This is a genomic window from Pseudomonas sp. BN607, assembly GCF_029871175.1.
Classification (GTDB): domain Bacteria; phylum Pseudomonadota; class Gammaproteobacteria; order Pseudomonadales; family Pseudomonadaceae; genus Aquipseudomonas.
Window position 1 is genome coordinate 1 of record NZ_SSOE01000056.1, and the last position, 22,148, is coordinate 22,148.

General features: G+C 61.9%; 19 protein-coding genes and 1 rRNA gene. 7 read left to right on the top strand and 13 right to left on the bottom strand.

Going from position 1 to position 22,148, the window contains the following annotated elements; genetic code table 11:
• A 16S ribosomal RNA gene (locus E8E68_RS13930) occupies positions 1–363 on the bottom strand; the annotation flags it as partial.
• Positions 364–821: 458 nt separating this feature from the next.
• On the opposite strand from E8E68_RS13930, the gene E8E68_RS13935 reads away from it, so the two are divergent.
• On the top strand, positions 822–1,718 hold the full coding sequence (locus E8E68_RS13935; RefSeq protein ID WP_266028726.1) for a formate/nitrite transporter family protein: 897 nt from the start codon (positions 822–824) through the stop codon (positions 1,716–1,718).
• Between the two features lie 3 nt (positions 1,719–1,721).
• On the opposite strand, the gene E8E68_RS13940 is transcribed toward E8E68_RS13935, so the two are convergent.
• Entirely contained in the window at positions 1,722–2,813 is a 1,092-nt protein-coding gene (locus E8E68_RS13940; protein WP_266028727.1) for an MBL fold metallo-hydrolase, read from the bottom strand.
• A 128-nt stretch (positions 2,814–2,941) separates the two neighbouring features.
• Between E8E68_RS13940 and E8E68_RS13945 the strand changes: the two genes are divergently transcribed.
• Both E8E68_RS13945 and E8E68_RS13950 read left to right on the top strand, forming a co-directional pair.
• Positions 2,942–4,015 (top strand): diguanylate cyclase, encoded by a 1,074-nt coding sequence (locus E8E68_RS13945; protein WP_280342785.1) that lies wholly within the window; start codon positions 2,942–2,944, stop codon positions 4,013–4,015.
• Positions 4,016–4,066: 51 nt separating this feature from the next.
• Positions 4,067–6,652, top strand: a complete 2,586-nt coding sequence (locus E8E68_RS13950) for an EAL domain-containing protein (protein WP_280342257.1) — start codon at positions 4,067–4,069, stop codon at positions 6,650–6,652.
• A 70-nt stretch (positions 6,653–6,722) separates the two neighbouring features.
• Here E8E68_RS13950 and E8E68_RS13955 read toward each other — a convergent pair whose 3' ends face one another.
• Together E8E68_RS13955 and E8E68_RS13960 are read right to left on the bottom strand one after the other, a co-directional pair.
• Positions 6,723–7,052 carry a DUF2025 family protein gene (locus tag E8E68_RS13955; RefSeq protein WP_280342260.1) on the bottom strand — a complete coding sequence of 110 codons (330 nt, stop codon included), beginning with the start codon at positions 7,050–7,052 and terminating at the stop codon, positions 6,723–6,725.
• A gap of 118 nt (positions 7,053–7,170) precedes the next feature.
• Complete coding sequence (locus E8E68_RS13960; protein WP_280342263.1) at positions 7,171–8,085, bottom strand: LysR family transcriptional regulator; 915 nt, start codon at positions 8,083–8,085, stop codon at positions 7,171–7,173.
• A gap of 111 nt (positions 8,086–8,196) precedes the next feature.
• Here E8E68_RS13960 and E8E68_RS13965 point away from each other — a divergent pair, with 111 nt between their 5' ends.
• The gene (locus E8E68_RS13965) at positions 8,197–8,955 is read left to right on the top strand and encodes an SDR family oxidoreductase (RefSeq protein WP_266028732.1); all 759 of its coding nucleotides are present in this window, start codon (positions 8,197–8,199) and stop codon (positions 8,953–8,955) included.
• Between the two features lie 38 nt (positions 8,956–8,993).
• On the opposite strand, the gene E8E68_RS13970 is transcribed toward E8E68_RS13965, so the two are convergent.
• From E8E68_RS13970 to E8E68_RS14000, 7 genes are all read right to left on the bottom strand, one after another.
• Entirely contained in the window at positions 8,994–9,863 is an 870-nt protein-coding gene (locus tag E8E68_RS13970; protein WP_110742877.1) for an HlyD family secretion protein, read from the bottom strand.
• 12 nt (positions 9,864–9,875) lie between these two features.
• Complete coding sequence (locus E8E68_RS13975; RefSeq protein ID WP_110742876.1) at positions 9,876–10,082, bottom strand: DUF1656 domain-containing protein; 207 nt, start codon at positions 10,080–10,082, stop codon at positions 9,876–9,878.
• Positions 10,069–12,057 (bottom strand): FUSC family protein, encoded by a 1,989-nt coding sequence (locus E8E68_RS13980; RefSeq protein ID WP_266028734.1) that lies wholly within the window; start codon positions 12,055–12,057, stop codon positions 10,069–10,071. The genes E8E68_RS13975 and E8E68_RS13980 overlap by 14 nt, the downstream gene beginning before the upstream one ends.
• Before the next feature lie 185 nt (positions 12,058–12,242).
• On the bottom strand, positions 12,243–12,359 hold the full coding sequence (ccoM, locus tag E8E68_RS13985) for a cytochrome c oxidase subunit CcoM (protein WP_003254862.1): 117 nt from the start codon (positions 12,357–12,359) through the stop codon (positions 12,243–12,245).
• A gap of 135 nt (positions 12,360–12,494) precedes the next feature.
• Positions 12,495–12,656, bottom strand: coding sequence for a hypothetical protein (locus E8E68_RS13990; protein ID WP_177410696.1), 162 nt, complete (start codon positions 12,654–12,656; stop codon positions 12,495–12,497).
• Positions 12,657–12,723: 67 nt separating this feature from the next.
• The gene (locus E8E68_RS13995; protein WP_266028735.1) at positions 12,724–13,053 is read right to left on the bottom strand and encodes an aspartate-semialdehyde dehydrogenase; all 330 of its coding nucleotides are present in this window, start codon (positions 13,051–13,053) and stop codon (positions 12,724–12,726) included.
• Between the two features lie 63 nt (positions 13,054–13,116).
• Positions 13,117–13,812 carry a hypothetical protein gene (locus tag E8E68_RS14000; RefSeq protein ID WP_266028736.1) on the bottom strand — a complete coding sequence of 232 codons (696 nt, stop codon included), beginning with the start codon at positions 13,810–13,812 and terminating at the stop codon, positions 13,117–13,119.
• Positions 13,813–13,961: 149 nt separating this feature from the next.
• Here E8E68_RS14000 and rapA point away from each other — a divergent pair, with 149 nt between their 5' ends.
• Both rapA and E8E68_RS14010 read left to right on the top strand, forming a co-directional pair.
• Positions 13,962–16,808 (top strand): RNA polymerase-associated protein RapA, encoded by a 2,847-nt coding sequence (rapA, locus tag E8E68_RS14005; RefSeq protein ID WP_280342279.1) that lies wholly within the window; start codon positions 13,962–13,964, stop codon positions 16,806–16,808.
• Between the two features lie 209 nt (positions 16,809–17,017).
• Entirely contained in the window at positions 17,018–19,279 is a 2,262-nt protein-coding gene (locus E8E68_RS14010; RefSeq protein WP_280342281.1) for a bifunctional diguanylate cyclase/phosphodiesterase, read from the top strand.
• On the opposite strand, the gene E8E68_RS14015 is transcribed toward E8E68_RS14010, so the two are convergent.
• Positions 19,179–20,066: an NAD(P)-dependent oxidoreductase gene (locus tag E8E68_RS14015; RefSeq protein ID WP_280342283.1), complete on the bottom strand. Its 888-nt coding sequence runs from the start codon at positions 20,064–20,066 to the stop codon at positions 19,179–19,181. The genes E8E68_RS14010 and E8E68_RS14015 overlap by 101 nt on opposite strands.
• A gap of 184 nt (positions 20,067–20,250) precedes the next feature.
• A complete protein-coding gene (locus tag E8E68_RS14020) occupies positions 20,251–20,562 on the bottom strand; it encodes a DUF2288 domain-containing protein (RefSeq protein ID WP_280342286.1) in 312 nt (103 codons plus the stop codon).
• Between the two features lie 359 nt (positions 20,563–20,921).
• Between E8E68_RS14020 and E8E68_RS14025 the strand changes: the two genes are divergently transcribed.
• A complete protein-coding gene (locus E8E68_RS14025; protein ID WP_027918931.1) occupies positions 20,922–22,037 on the top strand; it encodes a branched-chain amino acid ABC transporter substrate-binding protein in 1,116 nt (371 codons plus the stop codon).
• The last annotated feature ends 111 nt before the right edge of the window (positions 22,038–22,148 follow it).

Here is a 22,148-nt window from a genome sequence, read left to right on the forward strand (position 1 = left end):
CAATATTCCCCACTGCTGCCTCCCGTAGGAGTCTGGACCGTGTCTCAGTTCCAGTGTGACTGATCATCCTCTCAGACCAGTTACGGATCGTCGCCTTGGTGAGCCATTACCCCACCAACTAGCTAATCCGACCTAGGCTCATCTGATAGCGCAAGGCCCGAAGGTCCCCTGCTTTCTCCCGTAGGACGTATGCGGTATTAGCGTTCCTTTCGAAACGTTGTCCCCCACTACCAGGCAGATTCCTAGGCATTACTCACCCGTCCGCCGCTGAATCAAGGAGCAAGCTCCCGTCATCCGCTCGACTTGCATGTGTTAGGCCTGCCGCCAGCGTTCAATCTGAGCCATGATCAAACTCTTCAGTTCAATACTGCTTGGGTTTTTAAGAAACCCTAAACTTGGCTCAGCAATCTCAAATGACTATGTGATTTCTCGCATGGCCACTTGTGATGCTGATAATCTTTTTGACTATCAGTCCGTACTCACAAGCACCCACACGAATTGCTTGATTCGATTTGTTAAAGAGCGTTTGGTTAAGAGCTTTTCGTCTCAACCGAGGCGCGCATTCTACGCTTTCCTCATTTGCTGTCAAGCGTTTATTTTGAAGTTTTTTACCACCGCTTTCTTCCGAAAGCTAACAACTTCAACAACTTACCGCTTGCCTCGAAGCGTTCAACGCTGCGAGGAGGCGAATAATACGCGCTTTGAAATCAGAGTCAACACCCTGTTCTAAAAAAGTTTTCGACAGCGTTTCGCTTCCCCGTCCGCAACTAATGAAAGCGCCGCGGATCAGTAGATAAACAATCCTACGGAGCGTAGCGGCCATGAGCGATGCGCAGAGCGAGAAGACCCCCGGCTTGTCGGCGGATGAAGAGCAGGAAGTCAGCCACAATCAGCCGCCGCGGGCGGCAGTGCTGCACGAGATCATCCGCTATCAGGGCGATCAGGAGCTTGAACGTACCCTCGCCGCGCTGTGGTGGTCAGCACTGGCCGCCGGTTTGTCCATGGGGCTGTCACTCATGGCCATGGGGCTTTTCTACGCGCGCCTGCCGGAAGGCGACGGTGCCCAGGTGGTTGCCAGCATCGGCTACAGTGCGGGCTTTCTCGCGGTGATTCTGGCCCGCCAGCAACTGTTCACCGAAAACACCCTCACTGCCGTACTGCCGGTCATGACCAGCCCTACCCTGGCCAACTTCGGGCGCCTGCTGCGGTTGTGGAGCGTGGTGCTGTTCGGCAACCTGGCCGGTACCCTGCTGGTGGCCTGGGTAATGCTGGAATTGCCGATCTTCGACAGCAAGACCGATGTGGCCTTCCTGGAGGTCGGCCGTAAGGTCATGAAGAATGACATCAGCCAGATGTTCGCAAAAGGCATCGTGTCGGGCTGGATGATTGCCACCATGGTCTGGATGATCCCGTCCATGGAACACGCCAAGATCTGGATCATCCTGATGATCACCTACCTGATGGCCCTCGGCGATTTCACTCATATAGTAGTGGGCTCAGTGGAAGTGTCCTATCTGGTCTGGGCAGGCGATGAAACCTGGCGCAGCTTCTGGCTGGAATTTGCCCTGCCGACACTGGCGGGCAACATCATCGGCGGCAGCTTTATCTTCGGCTTGATCAGCCATGCACAAGTACGCAGTGACAGTGGCAAGCCGCCCTCGCGGCTATTAAAGGACGACCAGGCCCCGCCCAGACAAAGAACCAACGACAGTGAATGATGCTCAGCGCGCCGCTATCGTTCGCTCACGCCCTTGGCCGCGCTGACGCACAGGCCGCGGCTGCCACCAGTTCTGCCCGGCATGGGGCGAGTCGAGACTGACCCGCTCCCCCATCTGCGGCGTGCTCAGGCGCACCTGGGCCTGGGTGGCCAGGGCCAGAATGCGCTCGAAGGGCTCCTGCCAGCCGTGGATGGACAGGTCGAAGGTGCCATTGTGAATCGGCAGCATCCAGCGCCCACGCAAGTCCAGGTGAGCCTGCAGGCTCTGCTCCGGCTGCATGTGCACGTCAGGCCAGGCAGCGTTGTAGGCACCGGTCTCGATCAGGGTCAGGTCAAATGGGCCGAAGCGTTCGCCTATGTGCTTGAAGCCATCGAAATAGCCAGTATCGCCACTGAAGAACACCCGCAGCCCCTCGTCGAGGATCACCCATGACGCCCATAGCGTGCGGTTGCTGTCCAGCAAGCCACGCCCGGAAAAATGCTGTGCCGGGGTAGCGACGAAGCGCACGCCCTCCACGTCGCTCTCTTGCCACCAGTCCAGTTGACGTACCTTTGCCGGCTCTACACCCCAACGTGTCAGCAGGTCGCCTACCCCCAGCGGCGCCAGGAAAACGCCAGTGCGCGACGCCAACTGACGTATCGCCTGCTCGTCCAGATGGTCGAAGTGATCGTGCGACAACACCACCGCCGCCAGCGGCGGCAACTGGTCCAGCCCCAGCGGTGGCGCATGAAAGCGTTGCGGGCCAGCCCACTGCACCGGAGAGGCGCGCTCGGCGAACACCGGGTCGGTGATGAAGAAGCGCCCGCGCAACTTCAACAATACTGTGGAGTGCCCCAAACGCCACAAGCTGTGATCGGGTGCGTCGAGCAGTTGCTGACGGGTCATCGGTTGCACGCTGATCGGGGTGGCCGGGCGGGTTTCCGGCGGCTTGCGCAGAAACAGGTATTTGAGCCCGATGCGCAGCTTCTTCAACACGCCATCCTGGGGCAGCAACGTCTGGTTGTGAAAACGCCCGTCCCGCTGTGGCGCCGGCTCGCCGGCGGCATTGGTCAAAGGAACCATCAGCAACACTCCGAGCATCAGAAAAGCCTTCATGTTACCCCACAGTGACCGGATCAACCGTGAATTGGCTTGCAAGGTCATTTTTCGTCGATGAAACACTGTTCAACAATATTCATGCAAGTTATGCGATAAACGGTACCCGGCAGAAGAATACGACCATGATGGACAACCGCAGCGGCAAAGGCCTTTCATTCGTCAAGCGCATCTACTTGCCCCGCATCATCGGCCTGGGCATCGGCATGTTCAGTGTCATGGCGGCCATTGCCCCACTGGCGCCCCCCATCTGGGCGTGGCTACTGCTGCTGTTCAATGGGCTTTTGTGGCCACACATTGCCTTTCTCTGGGCTACCCGCTCGGCAACGCCGTACCAGGCAGAACAGCGCAACCTGCTGCTGGACTCGCTGATGGGCGGATTCTGGACAGCCGCCATGCACTTCAACCCGCTACCCAGCGTTACCGTGCTGTCGATGATGACCATGAACAACGTCGCCGCAGGCGGCAAGCGCATGGTCTTTCGCGGAGTGTTGGCGCAGCTGGCCGGCATGCTGGTCGCCATCGTGCTGCTAGGGCCCGGCCTGCAATTTGCTGCCACACCGCTGCAGGTGTATGCCTGCCTGCCCATGCTGACGCTGTACCCGCTGGCCCTTGGCTGGGTGTGCTACCAGCTGGCGATCAAGCTGGGCGATCACAAACGCCGGTTAAGTGCCCTGAGCCTAACCGACAGCCTGACCGGGCTGCTCAACCACGGGGCCTGGAAAGACCTGCTGCTGCTGAAGTTCCAGGCATGTAGACAGCAGCAGGGGCATGCGGTGATTGCCCTGATCGACATCGACCATTTCAAGACCATCAACGACACCTATGGCCACGTAGTCGGTGACTGTGTCCTACGCCAGCTCAGCAGCGAACTGCGGCGCAGCCTGCGCGAGGCCGACCAGGCCGGGCGTTATGGTGGCGACGAGTTCTGCGTGATTCTGCCCGATACCAGCGAAGCCCAGGCCTGCCAAGCCATGGAACGCCTGCGCGAACGGGTTTCGAGCTACCGCAACCCACAAATGCCGCATCTGCGCATCAGCCTGAGTATCGGCCTGTCACCATTCGAAGCCGGGTTGCAATCCCCCGAGCATTGGCTGGAGCAAGCGGACAAGGCGCTATACACCGCCAAGCACGCCGGCCGCGATCAGGTCAATTTCGCCCGCGGTGAAGCTGCCACGCTCAGGCTGGCCTATCCTGATTGAACCTACTGCCTGACTGCCTGGCGGGAGGTTGCCTGAAGGAGCCGCTCGCGCATGGCCAGGACCGCCAAGCTTCCAACCGCCAGCCCCACACCCAGATTTCAGGTGCGCCACCTCATTGTGGGGTTCAGTGCTGTGTTCGGCCTGGCCTGCCTGACCATACTCGGCGCCCTGTTCAACATCGCCAGCACCCTTGACCAGCAGGAGCGCCAGCGCAGTACCTTTCAGGCTACCCAAGCCCTGGAACAACGGCTGCTCGCCTCGCGGCAGTTCCTGTCCAGTTATGCGGTGTGGGACGCAGCCTTCGAACATTTGGCTGGCCAGGCCGACTGGAAATGGGCCTATGACGAGAAAAACGTCGGCGAGTCGCTCTACAGCGCCAGTGGCTATGAAGGGGTGTTCGTGGTGGAGGATTCCCGCACGACCTACGCCCTGTTCAAAGGCCAACCCAGCCAGGCGGCGGCGAACACCTACATCGATGCAGCCCTGCAGCCGATCATCGATCAGGCTCGGGCTGCCGCGATACCACGCGAGCAAATCACCCAGTTCGTCCTGTTCAATGGCTGGCCGGCCGTGCTCAGCGCTGCAGCCGTGCGCCCTGACCGGGAGGTGACCGACAGCGAAGTGCGCCAGGCGCCGGTGATGCTGTTCGTCGACCAGCTCACCGATGACAAGCTGGCACGCCTGAGCAGTGGCGCCGGCCTGACCGGTATGCACGTGGAAAAGGATGATAGGGGTGAACACGGGCATCAGCGCATCGACCTGGGCGACACCGGCTATCATTTGTCCTGGAGCAGCCCGCTGCCGGGCCGCCAGTTGCTGCATGCCGTATTGCCGCCGCTACTGAGTGCACTGCTGATCCTCGGCCTGATCATGCTGTACCTGTTCCGCCATGCCCTGCGCAGCTCGCGAGCGGTTGGCCTCACGCTTTCGCACCTGCAACAGAGCAACCAGGCCCTGGAGGCCAGCGAGCAACGCTTTCGTGCAGTGGCCGAGTCGGCTTCGGACTGGATATGGGAGACCGACCGGCAACAACGCCTGACCTACCTGTCGCAGCGCTTTGCCAACGTCACTGGCTACCCGGTCGACAACTGGCTGGGGCACCCGCTCAACCAGCTGCTGGCTTGCGATACCACACCCCTCTCACCGTGGCTGGATGCCTTGGCCAGCGCCGACCCGCAGCAGCTGGCCAACTTGCGCTGCACCTACCGCGACCAGAATGGCCAGAACCGCTACTGCCGGATCTCCGCCCGCGCCATCTGGCGCCACGACAAGCCCATAGGTTTTCGCGGTACCGCCAGTGACATCACCGACGAAGTCGATGCCCACGCACGCATCCAGCATCTGTCGCTGCACGACCCCTTGACCGGGCTGGCCAACCGCAACAAGCTCGCCAGGCACCTGGAGCAGGCGCTGCTGCGAGGCAGCGACTCGCCGCCACTGAGCTTGCTACTGCTGGACCTGGACAACTTCAAGCCGATCAACGACTCACTGGGCCATGCCGCCGGGGATGCCGTGCTGCAGGAAGTGGCAACGCGCCTGCGCGACACCACACGCGAAGGTGACTTGGTCGCGCGCCTGGGCGGCGACGAGTTCATCCTGGTGCTGGGTGGCATGGACAACCGCAGCGAAATCGACCGCTTCTGTGCGCGCCTGATCGGCCTGCTGCAGCAGCCTGTCGTCTTCGACGGCCAGCCCCTGCACGTCGGCGCCAGCATTGGCGTCGCCCAGACGCGTACCCAGGGCTTCGATGCTGGCGAACTGATCCGCTGCGCCGACATTGCGTTGTACCAGGCCAAGGCCGATGGCAAGAATACCTGGCGCTACTTCGCCGCCGAAATGAACCAGCAGATCCAGTACCGCCGCCAGCTGGAGAACGACCTGCGCCGGGCCCTGCGCAATCAGGAGTTCGAACTGCACTACCAGCCGCGCTACCGCCTGAGTGACCTGCGTATCGTCGCTGTCGAAGCCTTGCTGCGCTGGCAGCACCCGCAAGAAGGCTTGCTGGGCCCGGATACCTTCATCCCGCTGGCCGAGCAGAGCGACATCATTGTCGCGCTGGGCCGCTGGGTGCTGCGAGAGGCCTGCCGGACCGCCCATGACTGGCCCGCCGACATTCTGGTGTCGGTGAACCTGTCGCCTGCGCAGTTCCTGCGCAGCGACGTGGTAGCGGATGTGCGCGAAATACTGCTGGACACGGCGTTCCCGGCCCAGCGCCTGGAACTGGAAATTACCGAGAACGTGATGCTCAACGACATCGAAGGCGCGCTGGGTACCATGCTGTCGCTCAAGGAACTGGGCGTGCGACTGAACATGGACGACTTCGGCACCGGTTATTCATCGCTGGGCTACCTGCGCACTTACCCCTTCGACAGCATCAAGATCGACAAGCGTTTCATCAGCGGCCTCAACAACAACGGCGGCAGCGACCGCGCCGTGGTCCAGGCCATCATCAACCTGGGTGAGGCGATGGGCCTGACCGTGACGGCCGAAGGCGTAGAAAGCGAACAACAGCTCAAGGCGCTAGAGAAGGATCGCTGCCATGAGGTGCAGGGCTATTACCTGAGCCGGCCGCTGGACAGTGCGGGGGTGGTGGCGTTGTTGCAGGACCCCGCCCGAAGCAGCGCGCGCCCTCTGTAGGTACGGGCTGGCCCGCAAATGCCATCTCGCCACTTGAATCGTTCGCGGTCAGACCCGCCCCAACAGGCCCTCAGCCAGACTGCTGAAGCCTGCGCTCGGCCACGATCTCCGGCAGGTCACGGCGACGCAAGTAGGCACGCAGCGGCTCGCCGATATTCAGGCGGTCATCCACATGCTGCTCCAGCAACAACGCCAGCCGTTCCCGGCACAGCGCCATTCGCGCACCTTGCCCGGGCCGCCAGACAAATTCGCTACAAGGGGTGATGCTGGCGTCGGCCACATCCATGCCGAACGAATCCTCTGAAAAGCGCACGATATGCACGCCGCGCTTGCCGTGAAAACCGACAAAACCCTTGAGCTGGTTGGCGGCGTTGCAGATGTCCTGGGACGTGATGGCCATGACGTAACCTCGCAATGAATTCGGAAGATACGCACGCCGGGCGGTAAGGGTTGCCTCTGCCGGGCAACTCGCAACGGCCAGCCTAATGCAAGTGGTCAACCACGCGCCATGACTTTGCTCAATTGCACGCCGCTGCATCGACCTGGCTACGCAGCACTTCGGCCAACCACTGCATGAATGCCTGCACCCGGCGTGGCACATGCCGCTGCCGGGCATACAGCAGCGATACCGGCATGGCCGGCGCTTGCCAGTCTTCCAGCACAGAAACCAACTCGCCGCGCTGAAGGTGCCCGGCCACCCCCACCGCCGGGGCCTGGATCAACCCCAGCCCCGCCAGGCATGCCGCCGAGTAGGCTTCGGCGTTGTTGACCGTGACCACGCCGGCCATGGCCTGGTACCGCACCTCACCCCCCAGCAGGTACTCGAACCCGGCACTGCGCGCACCCAGCGTGCGCACGTAATGCACCAGTTGGTGCCCTGCCAGGTCCTGCAAGGCATGGGGTATCCCATAGCGGGCCAGATAGCCAGGGCTTGCACAGTTGAGCATGCTCAGTTGCCCGACCGGGCGTGCCACCACATCCAGGTCATGCAAGGCGCCGATGCGCATGACACAGTCGAAACCTTCGCGCAGCAGGTCGACCTGGCGGTCGGTGCAACTGAGTTCCACTTCCAGCCGTGGAAAGCGCTGCAGAAACTGCGGGAGCATCGGAATGATCACCCGTCGCGCCATCATGGTCGGCAGGTCGATACGCAGGCGCCCGGCCAGTTCAGCATCGTCGGCACTGAACAGGCTCTCGATCTCGTCCATGCCAGACAACAGGTCCTTGCTCCGCTCGTACAACAAGGCGCCATCCTGGGTCGCTTGCACACGGCGGGTGGTGCGGTTGAACAACCGCGTACCCAACAGGCGTTCCAGCGCCCTCACCTGCTCCGACACCGTTGAACGTGGCAGCCCCAGGCTCTCGGCGGCCAGGGTAAAACTGCTGACCTCACTGACTCGCACAAAGGTGCGCAACAACTCCAGCTTGTTCACTGACGGCCTCGACTATCCGGTTTTAACGAACAGTATTTCCATATTTACCGGATTTAACAGCACCGGCACGACCAATAACCTGTGCTGACTCCCCAACACGAGGCTTTCACCATGACTCGCAAAATTGCCCTGATCACTGGCGCCAGCCGCGGCCTTGGCCGCAACGCAGCCGAACACCTGGCTGCACGCGGTATCGATGTCGTGGGTACCTACCATAGCAAGGCGGACGAAGCGCAGCGCGTGGCGACCCGGCTGGAGCAGGCCGGGGTCAAGGCAGCCATGTTGCAACTGGACGTCAGCGACAGCAGCAGTTTTGCCAGCTTCGCCGAGCGCCTGGGCAGCACCCTGCAGCAGCACTTTGGGCGCGAGCGCTTTGACTTTCTGGTGAACAATGCCGGGATCGGGCTGAACGTGCCATATGTTGAAACCAGCGAAGCGCAGTTCGACCAGTTGCTGAACATTCAGCTGAAAGGGCCGTTCTTCCTCACACAGCGCCTGCTGCCGCTGTTGGTGGACAATGGCCGCATCGTCAACATCTCCACGGGTCTGGCGCGCTTTGCCCTGCCGGGCTACGCCGCCTATGCGGCGATGAAGGGTGCGATGGAGGTGCTGACCCGTTACCAGGCCAAGGAGCTGGGGCCACGCGGCATTCGGGTGAACATTCTGGCACCCGGAGCGATCGAGACCGATTTTGGTGGTGGCGTGGTGCGGGATAACCAGCAGGTGAATGATTACATCGCCGGCAATACCGCGCTGGGCCGGGTAGGTTTGCCAGATGATATAGGGGCAGCAATTGCGTTGTTGCTGGAAGACGGTAACGGCTGGATTACCGGGCAGCGGCTGGAGGTTTCAGGCGGCATGTTCCTCTAACTTTGAAAGGGTGGGGCCGCGTTGCGGCCCCAGGGCCCTCACTGCCGATCCGCATCCTCATGCACCTGCACGCTCGCGGTCATGCCGGCACTCAGGACCACGCCTTCCGGCACCTGGTCCAGGCGAATCCTCACCGGTATGCGCTGTGCCAGTCGCACCCAGTTGAAGGTCGGCTCCACTTCCGGCAGCAACTGGCTGTCGGGGTTGCTGTTGCGGTCGGTGATGCCGCGACTGATGCTTTCCACATGCCCCTGCATCGGTTCGCCCGCCCCCATCAGCCAGACTTTCACCGTGTCGCCTACGCGGATGCGCGGCAACTTGGTTTCTTCGAAGTAGGCCTGGATATAGAAGGTTGAATCATCCACCAAGGCCATCACCGACTCCCCAGTGTTGACGTAGTTGCCTTCGGCCAAGCGCAGGTTGGTGATGTGCCCACTGCGTGGAGCACGCACCTCGCTGCGCGCCAGGTTGATCTTCGCTACCTGCAGCTGGGCCTCGGCCTCATGCAGCTCACCCCGGGCAATCGCAGCATTGATCTGGGCATTTTCACGCAGTTCGGCACTGATCGCCTCCGGCCCAAGGGCGGTACGCCTGGCCGCTTCACGCTCACGCAAGCGCAGTTGCTGCGCCCGTGTTTCGGTCACCGCGCTGGCCTGGTCGAATGCTGCCTGGAAGCGCTCGCGGTCGATGCTCATCAATAGGTCGCCCGCCTTGACCTGCTGGTTGTCGTGCACTTTTAGCTCGCGCACCCACCCCGAAACGTCAGGGGCAATTACCACCACATCGGCGCGCACGCGGGCATCGCGTGTCCAGGGTGTAAGCATGTAGTACTGCCACAGCTGATAGCCGGCCAACACGGCCAGGGCCACCACGCACAGGGTTACCAGAGTACGTACGGCCGCACGCATCGAAACACTCCTTTATAAAGCTCCCAGCAGGCGTACCACCAGGAACAACACACAAACGAACAGCGCCGCATCGAACAGCGCTTCATGCCAGATCCACCGCCCCAGCGGCGTGGCCTGGACCAGCAAGCGCAGCAGGCCGGTCAGCGCTAGCGCCAGTAACACATAAAGTAGAAACGGGCTGAGCAGCACGCCGCCCACTGCCCACTCACGCAACCCCATGGGCTTCCTCCTGCCAGCGGCACCATTTGCCCCAGCTTTTCTGCAATTGCAGCACCGCACCCTCTGCCAAACGCAGCGGGTCGCTGGCAGGCAAGCGGCGCAAGGCGGCAATGAACTGTTCACTGGCACTGTCAAGGCGCTGCCCACGGCCGGCCGCCGGCCCTTTGGCCAGTACCGCTTCCACCTGTTGCAAGTACTCACGTTCGGCTTGCCCCAAGGGGGCCTGGGCGACCGCCAGACACATGCGCAGGTGGACCAGTTCGTCGCCGATATCCAGCCCATGCAGGCCATCATCCCAGCGCTTGCGTTCGCCTTGCGGTAATTCACTGGCATGTCGCGCCAGTTGCATCAGGCGGTCGGCCATACGCCCGCCAAACCAGGTATCGGCCCCGCGCAGGTCACGCCGGGTCAGGCGCACCAGATCGCTCTGGGTGGCGGCACGCAGGCGTCGGCCCAGCCAGGCCGGGTGGCGGAACACCAACAAACGGAAGGCCATGACCGCCGCCGACACGCCTACCAACATGGCCAGTGCGCTGTTCAGCATGGTCGCCACGCCGAACTGCATGGCGTTCAGTGGCGACACCAGCACGATGAAATGCAGGCAATAGGAGGTGGCAGTGGCACCGGTACGCGGGTGGGCCATGCCCAAGGCGCCGAAAAACAGCGGCACCCCCATGCCTAGGCAGAGCATGGCGAAGCTGCTCCATTGCGGCAGCAGAATCTGCCCGACCAGAAACGCCGCGGGAATCGCCAGAAAGATCCCGCGCAAGAAACTAAGGCCAATCTGCGCGCCGTTCTCCCGGCTGGCGAACAAGCTGCAGACCACGCAGGTCAGCACCAGGCCACCCGGTGCAGAAGGCCAGGCGGTGGCCAGCCAGAAACCACTCATCACCAGAAAAGCCAGCGCACTCCGCGAACCGAACAGCAACGCCAATGACCAGTCACGGTGCACCGCCAGACCCTGGGCTACATCCTTCGGCGCCCTGCCCGCTTCGACATCCTCCAGCGCCTGGCCGGCGGCCATGGCGTAGTCCAGCAGCAAGGCCATGCGCGCCAGGCAGAAGTGTTCGGCCGAACTGATCCGCTCATCGTGAGCGGCATCCCAGATGCGCTGGCGCAGCAACAACAGGCTGGGCTGATCGGGGTTGCCCAGCGACGTACGCACTTGCTGCAACCAAGGCGCAAGGTGCTCGGCCTCGCGCTCATCCAGCTGCCGCCATTGGCGGCGCACCGACCTGGAAATACGCAACAGCACCATCAGTTTCTGGCTCAGGCCGCGAATGCCGCGCGCACGCTGGCGACCGCGACTGCCTTCGAACCAGGCATGTTCGCGCTGGCTGTCGATAGCAACGATACGTCCCAGGCTCTCCAGCAAGCCCTTGCGCGCCTCGTCTTCGCCGCCCAGCATGGCACTGGCGGCCTGCAGGCCGTTCTGCCAGGCCTGCCGCGCCTGCCCACCCAGTTGCTGTTCGACCCGCATCGGCCAGAGCAAGGCACTGCTGGCCGTGGCGCAGAAAATTCCCAGGCAGATCTCGGTGCAACGGGCTACGGCCTGGTCGAATACCTGGAGCGGGTGGTCGATTGCCGGCAACGCGATGATCGCCGCGGTATAGCCGGCCAGTACGAAGGCGTATGCCCAGGCGCTGCGCAACTGGGTGGACGCGGCGGTGCACAGCGCCAGCCACAAGGCCAGAGTGAGCAGGAACAGCCAAGGGGTCTGGGCGAACAGGCCGATGAACAGCACCGACATGGCGGTGCCGACCAAGGTGCCGGCCAACCGCGCCAGGCCCTTTTGAACCACCATGCCAGATAGAGGCTGGGCGACGATGAAGGCGGTCATCAAAGCCCACGACGGTTGTTCCAGGCCCCAGCGCATCGCCAGCCAGAGCGCCAGGCCGCCACCAAGCAGGGTCTTGATGGCGAACTTGAGGGCGAGGCTGCTGGGGGCGAACAGGGCCTGGAAGGTGATGGGCACTCGGCGGACCTTGCGGGGAATGATCTTACTGAAAAGATAGACAATGGTGAGCAGGATAAAGCGTAAATGAATAATTAGCTAGCTAATCATCTTTATCTAAGCGTAAGCATCACAGGAATCTGAGGCAAAAAAAATGGGCGACCGAAGTCGCCCTAAATGCCTTGCGTGCTCGTATACCCAGAAGGTCAGCGCGGCTTGCGCTTGTTCGAGTCCTTCCAGATGAAAATGCCCAGACCGGCAAAGAAAGCGACCATCAGGCCGACCGTTACCACACCGGCGATAACCACATTGTCGAAGAACATGTTGGCCTCCCCATTCGTTTGCCGTTGTCCGATGGGAGCAAGTTAACCAATGCGGCGAGTGGGGAAATTGATCGAGGTCAATGGTGCCCGGGACCGGGCACGCGAGGCGGGTGCAGGGTTGACTTGCGTCAAGTTTCAGCGCTTTTTCGGCTTGCCCTTGGGTTTCTTTTTCTTGCTGGCGCCCAACGGCAGGGCCTGTTCGAATGCATTGCGCATTTCGTTCAGGCGCTTTTCCTTCAGGTCATGGACGCGCTTGGCGCGTTCGGCATCGAAATCGATGAGGTTGTCTTGGCTCATGGGTGGGCTCGACGATCAACTGAGGCTTGCATGATGAAGCCAGGCGCCGGCGCTGACCAGCCCCTCGTCAGACTTCGATGTCCACCAGCAGCCCCTGGCGTACATTCTCGCCCATCAAAGGGGCCACCGGCACGGTGTTGTCGGCGTTGACCTCGTCACCGGGCACGGGTTGGTAGCGCCCTTGGTCACCCTGTTGTCGGCGTTGCTGCTGGCGCCGCTGCTCATCGCGCAGCAGCAATGCCTGCTCCTGCGGGTCGCGCTGCTGCTTGAGGTCAATGGCACTTTCGCCGGACGCAGGCTGCGTCGGCACCACCGGTTTGATGTCGGGGGTTGGCTTGACCGGGTCCTGTTGCGAGGTCACCGGAGCGGCACTGAGCGGAATGAGCGGCGGCAGCATGGACGTTCTCCTATACCCTCTGTATCGGCAGGCGCGGGTTTACCTTGAAGTCTTGGACAACATTTACTCGGCTTCGTCGTCAAGGTCGTCATCGCTGGGCGGGCTGGCTTCACTCCACGGCCGCTTGTAGACCTGCTGCCAGACTGCATCCATATGATCGCGCAATACCTGCGGCGCGGCTTTCAGCGAGGCGCTGTCGTCGCGCTCGCCGCCAACCGGTTCCTCGCCCGCCGGGGTGATCAGCGACTGGCCGGTAATGGTGTAGCTCGCCTGCCCTTCGCGCATCTCGATGGCAATGTCGTGGGGGTCGATACCGCCACCACAGAAGGCATGGCTCGCCACTGTCACCTCGGCTACACCGTCCTTGTTCAGGTCGCTGACATCACTTACGTCATTATAGAAGTCCACATCCAGGTCCAGCCCCGGGCAAGTGGTTTCCTGTTCGATCTGCCAGCGCGCCTTGAAGGCATCGCTTTCGGCTGCACGCCCGTACAAGGTGGCGTTGAGTACCACCTTGTCCACTTCCTGCTCGCTTTCGGGGTCGCTGGCCTGGCCGTCGCTGCGGCTCAACACCAGCAAGCCTTCGCCATCGCGGTCACGAAAATGCACGCTCTTGATTGGCGTCTGCACGCCCAGTACCTCAAGCTGTTCCATTGGAATGGGGGGCAAAGGCTCGAAGTTGTTCTGCTCGCAGGCGCTCAGCAGCAACAGGCTGCCCAAGGCCATCGAGGTGCTGATCCAGCAATGCTTGGCAGACATGTTGATCCGTGGCCCTCGTCGGCGGCGCAGTACAGGGCGATGAAACGGCTAGACTGTGCTTTCGAATGCTTTCGGTGCGCTCGGCACTTTGGTCTGACCGGCCGATCCGTTAACATAATCGGCTTTTTCATCGCGGGAGTTCAGGCAGTATGGCGCAGCAGTATCAACCGGGGCAACGCTGGATCAGCGACAGCGAAGCAGAGCTCGGCCTGGGTACCATCCTGGCGCAGGATGGCCGCCTGTTGACCGTGCTCTATCCGGCCACTGGCGACACCCGCCAGTATTCCCTGCGCAATGCGCCGCTGACCCGCGTGCGCTTCTCGCCAGGTGACCAGATCACCCACTTCGAAGGATGGAAGCTCACCGTACGTGAGGTCGAGGACATCGACGGGCTGATGGTCTACCACGGCCTGGACGGGCAAAACCAGCCGCGTACCTTGCCGGAGACCCAGCTGTCCAACTTCATCCAGTTCCGCCTGGCCAGCGATCGCCTGTTCGCCGGGCAGATCGACCCGCTGTCGTGGTTCAGCTTGCGCTACAACACTCTGCAGCACACCAGCAAGCAGATGCAGTCGCCACTATGGGGCCTGGGCGGTTGCCGCGCGCAACCCATCGCCCACCAGTTGCACATCGCCCGCGAAGTCGCCGACCGCAGCGCGCCACGGGTATTGTTGGCCGACGAAGTGGGCTTGGGTAAAACCATCGAGGCCGGCCTGGTCATTCATCGCCAGCTGCTGTCGGGCCGCGCCAGCCGTGTACTGATCCTGGTGCCGGAAAACCTCCAGCACCAGTGGCTGGTGGAAATGCGCCGTCGCTTCAACCTGCAGGTGGCACTGTTCGACGCCGAGCGCTTCATCGAAAGCGATGCCAGCAACCCGTTCGAAGACGCCCAACTGGCGCTGGTTGCCCTGGAATGGCTGGTCGACGACGAAAAGGCCCAGGACGCGCTGTTTGCCGCCGGCTGGGACCTGATGGTGGTCGACGAAGCCCACCACCTGGTCTGGCACGAAGACCAGGTCAGCGCCGAATACGGCCTGGTCGAGCAACTGTCCCAGGTAATTCCGGGCGTGCTGCTGCTCACCGCCACCCCCGAGCAGCTCGGCCAGGACAGCCACTTCGCCCGCCTGCGCCTGCTCGACCCCAACCGCTTCCACGACCTCGCCGCCTTCCGCGCCGAGAGCGAGCACTACCGCCCGGTGGCCGAAGCCGTGCAGGAACTGCTTGACGAAGGCCGCCTGTCGCCCAAGGCCCACGCCACCATCCAGGGCTTCCTGGGCGCCGAGGGCGAAGCCCTTCTGGCCGCGGTCAGCGATGGCGACACCCAGGCCAGCGCGCGCCTCATCCGCGAACTGCTCGACCGCCACGGCACTGGCCGCGTGCTGTTCCGTAACACCCGCGCGGCGGTCCAAGGCTTCCCTGAGCGTCAGTTGCACCCTTACCCGGTGGCCATGCCCGAGCAATACCGCGACCTGCCAGCAGGCGAGAGAGCAGAGCTGTACCCGGAAGTTGCCTTCCAGGCCCAGGGTGACGTGGCCGACGACCAGCGCTGGTGGCGTTTCGACCCCCGGGTCGACTGGCTGATCGACACCTTGAAGATGCTCAAACGCACCAAGGTACTGGTGATCTGTGCCCACGCTGAAACCGCCATGGACCTGGAAGACGCCTTGCGCGTGCGCTCCGGCATTCCGGCCTCGGTGTTCCATGAAGGCATGAGCATCCTCGAGCGTGACCGGGCCGCCGCCTACTTCGCCGATGAAGAATTCGGCGCCCAAGTGCTGATCTGTTCCGAGATCGGCAGTGAAGGCCGCAACTTCCAGTTTTCGCACCATCTGGTGATGTTCGACCTGCCGGCACACCCGGACCTGCTGGAGCAGCGCATCGGCCGCCTCGACCGGATCGGCCAGAAGCACACCATCCAGCTGCATGTGCCGTACCTGCAGGACAGCCCGCAAGAACGCCTGTTCCAGTGGTACCACGAGGGCCTCAACGCCTTCCTGAATACCTGCCCGACCGGCAATGCCCTGCAACACCAGTTCGGCCCACGCCTGCTGCCGCTGCTCGAAGGTGGTGAAAGCAAGGCCTGGGAGGCCCTGGTGGCAGACGCACGCGGCGAGCGCGAGCGCCTGGAAGCCGAACTGCACACCGGCCGGGATCGCCTGCTGGAGCTGAATTCTGGCGGCGCCGGTGAGGGCGAAGCGCTGGTGGAGGCCATTCTTGAACAGGACGACCAATTCGCCCTGCCGATTTACATGGAAACCCTGTTCGACGCCTTCGGTATCGACAGCGAGGACCATTCCGAAAACGCCCTGATTCTCAAACCGAGCGAGAAGATGCTCGACGCCAGCTTCCCGCTGGGCGACGACGAAGGCGTAACCATCACCTACGACCGTGTGCAGGCGCTGTCTCGCGAGGACATGCAGTTCCTCACCTGGGAACACCCGATGGTGCAGGGCGGCATGGACCTGGTGCTGTCCGGTTCGATGGGCAACACCGCCGTGGCCCTCATCAAGAACAAAGCACTGAAGCCGGGTACCGTGCTGCTGGAGCTGCTGTTCGTGAGCGAGGTGGTGGCACCCCGCAGCCTGCAACTGGGCCGCTATCTGCCACCGGCTGCGTTGCGCTGCCTGCTCGATGCAAACGGCAACGACCTGGCATCGCGCGTGGCGTTCGAAACCCTCAACGATCAGCTCGAAAGCGTGCCGCGAGCCAGCGCCAACAAGTTCGTCCAGGCCCAGCGCGATGTACTGGCCAAGCATATCAGCGGCGGCGAGCAGAAAATTCTGCCAAACCACGTCGAGCGCGTGGCCGAAGCCCAGCGCCGCCTCGCAGCCGAGGCCGACGAAGAGCTGGCGCGCCTGGTAGCGCTGCAAGCGGTCAACCCGAGTGTGCGTGACAGCGAAATCGACGCCTTGCGCAAGCAGCGCGAAGATGGCCTGGCGATGCTGGAGAAGGCCGCCCTGCGCCTGGAAGCCATTCGCGTGCTGGTGGCTGGCTAAGAAAGATCAGGCCCCGCCGCCCGTGAGGGCGCGGGGCCCGCTCCCACAGGGAAAGCAATATTCCTGACAGCGATTGAAACGATAACCAAATGGTAGAAATCAATATGCCATTATTCAGGAAGGCTTAAACACCTCTTCCTATACTGCCTCTGGACAGTCTGCACAGGGTTGTAGCGCAGACGAGTGAAAACTCGATCAAGAGGCATTCCATGGAGTGGCTGGGGCTGCAACTGTTCGCCGATCTTCCGGCATCCGGGCGTATCGTCATCGATTGTCGGCATGAGCCGCTGCTGGTTCTGCTCGCCTATTTCGTCGCCTGCGCAGCCTGCTTCGCCACCCTCGACATGGCTGAGCGCCAGTCTCACAGCGACGACCCCACCGCACACCGACAATGGAACATGCTTGGCGCCTGCTGCCTGGCCGGTGGCATCTGGGCCATGCATTTCATCAGCATGCTGGCCTTTCAGGCCCCGGTGGAAGTGCACTACGACGTTTCCTTGACCATCCTTTCGCTGCTTATCGCCCTGGGCGTGGCCTGGCTGGCCATGCACAGCCTCGAACGCAAGCAGATGCGTGGGTGGCATTTCGTGCAAAGCGCAGTACTGATTGGCCTGGGTATCATCCTGATGCACTTTGTCGGCATGGCCGCGATGGAAACCGGCGCCCGCCAGTACTACCAGACCGGGCTGCTACTGACCTCCGCCGCCATTGCCCTGCTCACCAGCCTGGCTGCACTGTGCATGGCCCGCTATTTCCGCAATGGCAGCGGTACCCTGTACCAAGCCATGAAATATGGCGCCAGCCTGCTGATGGCGGGCGGCATCGTTGCCACCCACTTTACCGCGATGTCGGCCATGACCCTGGTCATTCCGGCCGATACCGCGCTACGTCTGCCGTCTGGCGACAACAGCCTCCAACTGGCGCTGGGCATTGGCTTCATCACCTTGCTGATCAGTGGCGCGAGCATCAGTGCCGCACTGGCGGACAAAAAGCTGCAAAGCAAGGACCACGACCTGCGCCGGGTCAGCGAGCTGCTCAGCCAGCTGGACCAAGCCCGCGCTTCGCTGCAGCAGGCGGCCCACTATGACGCCCTGACCAACCTGGTCAACCGCCGTGGCTTCAACCAGGTGCTCGCCGAACGCCTGGCTGAGCACCAGGCCAGCGAAAGCCGCCTGGCGGTAATGTTCCTCGACATCGACCATTTCAAGCGCATCAATGACAGCCTCGGCCACGACGCCGGAGACCAGCTGCTCAAGGTGATTGCCAACCACATCAAGGCCGCCACCCGTAGCCACGACCTGGTGGCGCGCTTTGGCGGCGACGAATTCTGCGTGGTCACCAGCCTCAACAACCGTGATGAAGCCCGCCACCTCGGCCAGCGCATCATGCAACGCATGAAAGACCCCATCGACCTTGGCGGCCGGCGCATGGTCATGACCACCAGCATCGGCATCAGTATTTTCCCGGACGATGGCAAAACCGCCGAAGAGCTGCTCAAGCATGCCGACCTGGCCCTGTATCAATCCAAGGACAACGGGCGCAACAGCCTGAACTTCTTCAACGACAGCCTGAAGGCGCGGGCCTCGATTGCCTTGCAACTGGAAGAAGAGCTGCGCCTGGCCCTGCTGGAAGAGCGCGGTCTGTGCGTGTATTACCAGCCAATTTTTGACCTGAGCCATGGGCATGTGGCCAAACTGGAGGCCTTGGTGCGCTGGCAGCATCCGCAGCATGGCCTACTCGGCCCCGATCGCTTTATCGGTATTGCCGAAGCCAACGGCCTGATCATCGACCTTGACCTGTGGGTGCTGCGCCACGCCTGTGCCGACCTCGCCTACCTGCAACGCCACGGTTATGGCGAGCTCAAGGTCACGGTCAATTGCTCGGCTGTGACCTTGAGCCACGACGAACTCCCCCACGAAGTGGAAATGGCGCTGTTCCATGCCGGGCTTTCGGCGCGCCAGCTGGAGCTGGAGATAACCGAAAACGCCCTGATGGGTGATATCCAGCGCACTGTCAATCTGCTCAAGCGCGTTCGTGCCCTGGGCGTGGCTCTGTCGATCGACGATTTCGGCACCGGTTACTCATCCCTCGCCTATCTCAAACGCCTGCCGCTGGACGTGCTGAAGATCGACCGCACTTTCCTGCAGGATGTGCCTGGCAGCCAGAAAGACCGTGAAATCGTCCAGGCGATCATCATCATGGCGCACACCCTGCACCTGCAGGTGGTCAGCGAGGGTGTGGAAACCCCCGAGCAACGTGCGTTTCTTGAAAGCCATGGCTGCGACTACCTGCAGGGCTACCTGCTGGCGCGCCCACTGCCGATGGGCGAACTGCAGCCACTGCTTGAGCGGCTGCGCCAGGATGCTGTGCTCAGCCCTTGTTGCGATACAGCTCTACCAGGGTCGCCGGATCTTTATGCAGATACCCCTGGCTACCGTGCAGGCGCATCAATTGCGCGGCGAGGCCACTGAGCGGTGTTGCCGAACCCTGCTCGCGTGAGAACTTGACCGCGCCATCGAGGTCCTTGAGCAACGTGCGCACATGCCACTTGATCGGTTCGAACCGGCTTTCGGCCATTTGTGGCGCAAGGATCTGCAGCGGTTTTGAATCGGCAAAACCGCCGGCAAGCGCTTCGGCAATCAGTGTCGCGTCCACCCCGGACTGTTCGGCCAGTGCCACCACTTCAGCAATCACCAAAGCATTGCAGGCCACGATCATCTGGTTGCAGGCCTTGGTCACCTGGCCGGCACCTACCGCGCCCATGTGCGTCACCCGCTGGCCCAGCACCTGCAAAACCGGGTACGCACGCTGCAGGTCTGCCGTTTCGCCGCCGACCATGATCGCCAGGGTGCCAGATTCGGCGCCGGGCGTGCCGCCAGAAACCGGCGCATCCAGCCAAGCCATCCCGCACAGCACCGCCAGTTCAGCGGCCATTTCACGGGTGGCGGTGGGTTCGAGGCTGGAGAAATCGATCAGCAACTGGCCGCTGCGCCCACCCTGGGCAATGCCTTGCTCACCAAACACTACTTCGCGCACCACTGCGGTGTCGGCCAGGCACAGCAGCACCATGTCGCTGTCACGACACAGCTCGGCCGGGCTGTTGGCCAGGCGCGCGCCGGCGGCGACCAGCGCAGCGCACTTGTCCGGGCTGCGGTTCCACACGGTCAGCGGATAACCCGCAGCCAGCAGGCGTCGGCACATGGGCAGGCCCATCAGGCCGATACCGGCGAATCCAAGCGAAGGTAGTGCAGTACTCATCGATGACTCCTGACTCATTCGAACATTTCCAGGCTGGCCACGAGCGGGCCTGGTAGGACCAAGGACACATTACGCATCCCGTAAACTGTTACCGCCACGCCGAATTGTTACTTACCTCCACCCGCCTTGAACGCCTTCACGCACCAAAACGGGGCTGCTGCGCATTTTTGCGCACAAAAAAAGATCACGCTTCAGCCGGTCGCTTCACCTGGATCACGATGAACGGCGAAACCACCACGGCCCAGATCTCTGGATCGCGGGTTTGCAGGTCCAGCGCCTGCTCGGCCGATACCGGTCCGACAGTGCCATCACTACGCCACTTGGCGAAGATCTCGCTGCGATTCTCGGCCATCGCCTCGGCAACGGTGATCAGGTCGAGGCTGGGGTCGACCCAAATCAGGTCACCCTTTGCCCAGAAACGCTCCAGCGCTTTCCACTCGATGATTGCTGTCTCGCCAACCAATTTGGCATAGAGGGTGCTTGTTTGATCAGTCATGGGTGGTATCCGCAAAAATCGGCCAATAAAAATGGCCGGCATTTTTGCAGAAAAACCCGGTTTCAAATATGTAATTTGGTCGATTAGCCCCGAAGTTGTGGGGTGGGGCTCAAGATGCAGGCAAATTGATGGCGCCTTTTTGTATCTTTGTGTCGATCATGCGACAACCCGCGGAACAGGTACTTTTTGCCCGCTTTTCAAGCGCGCGAACAGCGCTCTACACTGTACCGGTACAGTTCCGGGACATGTTCCGGGGGAAGGTGGGCTTGCGCGTTGGCATGGCCACGCCGCAAATCCCGCCCGGTCTGTAGCCCTGGCCGCCAGGACTATAAGAATTACAACAGAATGAGTGGAGCACTATGATCAAGATTTCCAAGCTGTTCGCCGCGATGGTACTGGCCGGGGTAGCCAGCCATTCGTTTGCCGCCGATACCATCAAGATCGGCATCGCCGGTCCTAAGACGGGTCCCGTGACCCAGTACGGCGACATGCAGTTCATCGGCGCCAAGCAAGCCATCAAGGATATCAACGCCAAGGGCGGCGTCGATGGCAAGATGCTCGAAGCCAAGGAATACGACGACGCCTGCGACCCTAAACAGGCCGTGGCAGTCGCCAACAAAGTGGTCAACGACGGCGTCAAGTTTGTCATCGGCCACCTGTGCTCCAGCTCCACCCAGCCTGCGTCCGACATCTACGAAGACGAAGGCGTGATCATGATCACCCCGGCCGCCACTTCGCCGGAAATCACCGCCCGTGGCTACAAGCTGATCTTCCGCACCATCGGCCTGGACAGCGCTCAGGGCCCGGCTGCCGGCAACTACATCGCCGACCACGTCAAGCCGAAGGTCGTTGCCGTTCTGCACGACAAGCAGCAGTACGGTGAAGGCATCGCCACCGCGGTCAAGCAGACCCTCGAGAAGAAAGGCACCAAGGTTGCTGTCTTCGAAGGCCTGAACGCCGGTGACAAGGACTTCTCCTCGATCATCCAGAAGCTCAAGCAAAACAATGTCGACTTCGTCTACTACGGCGGCTACCACCCAGAGCTGGGCCTGATCCTGCGCCAAGCCCAGGAAAAAGGCCTGAAAGCCAAGTTCATGGGCCCGGAAGGCGTGGGTAACGACTCCATCTCGCAGATCGCCCAAGGTGCTTCCGAAGGCCTGCTGGTCACCCTGCCGAAGTCGTTCGACGCCGACCCTGAGAACAAGGCCATCGTCGACGCCATCAAGGCTGACGGCAAGGACCCGAGCGGCCCGTTCGTGTTCCCGGCCTACTCGGCTGTGGAGCTGATCGCCAAAGGTATCGAAGCGGCCAAGTCCGAAGACACCGACAAGGTGGCAGCCGCCATCCACGCCGGTTCCTTCAAGACCCCGACCGGCACCCTGTCGTACGACGAGAAAGGCGACCTGAAAGACTTCAAGTTCGTGGTCTACGAATGGCACTTCGGCAAGCCGAAGACTGAAGTCTCCCCTCAGTAACTGCGTGACTAAATAGCTGACCGTAAAAGCCCACTGTGCGAGCAGTGGGCTTTGTTTTACGAGGTTCATGGGCCTGATCCCCGCGATCCGGGGGCGGGCCCACCTGAAAAT

Excerpts from the sequence above, each read along its gene's own strand:
- E8E68_RS13935 (WP_266028726.1), top strand. The coding sequence starts at position 822 with ATGAGCGATGCGCAGAGCGAGAAGACCCCCGGCTTGTCGGCGGATGAA.
- E8E68_RS13940 (WP_266028727.1), bottom strand. The coding sequence starts at position 2,813 with ATGAAGGCTTTTCTGATGCTCGGAGTGTTGCTGATGGTTCCTTTGACC.
- E8E68_RS13945 (WP_280342785.1), top strand. The coding sequence starts at position 2,942 with ATGGACAACCGCAGCGGCAAAGGCCTTTCATTCGTCAAGCGCATCTAC.
- E8E68_RS13950 (WP_280342257.1), top strand. The coding sequence starts at position 4,067 with ATGGCCAGGACCGCCAAGCTTCCAACCGCCAGCCCCACACCCAGATTT.
- E8E68_RS13955 (WP_280342260.1), bottom strand. The coding sequence starts at position 7,052 with ATGGCCATCACGTCCCAGGACATCTGCAACGCCGCCAACCAGCTCAAG.
- E8E68_RS13965 (WP_266028732.1), top strand. The coding sequence starts at position 8,197 with ATGACTCGCAAAATTGCCCTGATCACTGGCGCCAGCCGCGGCCTTGGC.
- E8E68_RS13970 (WP_110742877.1), bottom strand. The coding sequence starts at position 9,863 with ATGCGTGCGGCCGTACGTACTCTGGTAACCCTGTGCGTGGTGGCCCTG.
- E8E68_RS13975 (WP_110742876.1), bottom strand. The coding sequence starts at position 10,082 with ATGGGGTTGCGTGAGTGGGCAGTGGGCGGCGTGCTGCTCAGCCCGTTT.
- ccoM (WP_003254862.1), bottom strand. The coding sequence starts at position 12,359 with ATGTTCTTCGACAATGTGGTTATCGCCGGTGTGGTAACGGTCGGCCTG.
- E8E68_RS13990 (WP_177410696.1), bottom strand. The coding sequence starts at position 12,656 with ATGAGCCAAGACAACCTCATCGATTTCGATGCCGAACGCGCCAAGCGC.
- E8E68_RS13995 (WP_266028735.1), bottom strand. The coding sequence starts at position 13,053 with ATGCTGCCGCCGCTCATTCCGCTCAGTGCCGCTCCGGTGACCTCGCAA.
- E8E68_RS14000 (WP_266028736.1), bottom strand. The coding sequence starts at position 13,812 with ATGTCTGCCAAGCATTGCTGGATCAGCACCTCGATGGCCTTGGGCAGC.
- rapA (WP_280342279.1), top strand. The coding sequence starts at position 13,962 with ATGGCGCAGCAGTATCAACCGGGGCAACGCTGGATCAGCGACAGCGAA.
- E8E68_RS14010 (WP_280342281.1), top strand. The coding sequence starts at position 17,018 with ATGGAGTGGCTGGGGCTGCAACTGTTCGCCGATCTTCCGGCATCCGGG.
- E8E68_RS14015 (WP_280342283.1), bottom strand. The coding sequence starts at position 20,066 with ATGAGTACTGCACTACCTTCGCTTGGATTCGCCGGTATCGGCCTGATG.
- E8E68_RS14020 (WP_280342286.1), bottom strand. The coding sequence starts at position 20,562 with ATGACTGATCAAACAAGCACCCTCTATGCCAAATTGGTTGGCGAGACA.
- E8E68_RS14025 (WP_027918931.1), top strand. The coding sequence starts at position 20,922 with ATGATCAAGATTTCCAAGCTGTTCGCCGCGATGGTACTGGCCGGGGTA.